Source organism: Arthrobacter sp. LAPM80, from assembly GCF_046736435.1.
Classification (GTDB): Bacteria; Actinomycetota; Actinomycetes; order Actinomycetales; family Micrococcaceae; genus Specibacter.
On sequence record NZ_JBCHVD010000085.1, the window covers coordinates 1 to 285 of the forward strand.

Consider the following 285-nt stretch of genomic DNA (forward strand, 5'->3'; position numbering starts at 1 on the left):
GGCTGGCCATGTGGCTGGCGATGTGTCGGGGGTTGGCGGGGGTGTGCGGGTTTGCTGTGATGGGGGGAGCATCCGGGGTGGTGTGGTGTGTGGATTTGCGTGGTGGCGTGATGGTGTGTATTGTTTATCGAGTTGTCCTGATGAGGGGTGACGTGGTTCGGCCGGGGAATGCTTGGTTTTATTCAGTGTTTTGCGGTGTTCTGGTGGTGTGGTTCACGTTGTGTGGATTTGCGTTGCGGGGATGGGGCCGGTAAGCTTGAAAAGTTGCTCCGGCGCTGATCATTG

General features: G+C 57.9%; 1 protein-coding gene. It reads left to right on the plus strand.

From position 1 onward, the window contains the following. Positions 1 to 254, plus strand: a 254-nt coding sequence (locus AAGW05_RS18635) for a hypothetical protein (RefSeq protein ID WP_411806044.1), incomplete at its 5' end; no start/stop codon positions are given. Positions 255 to 285: the final 31 nt, after the last annotated feature.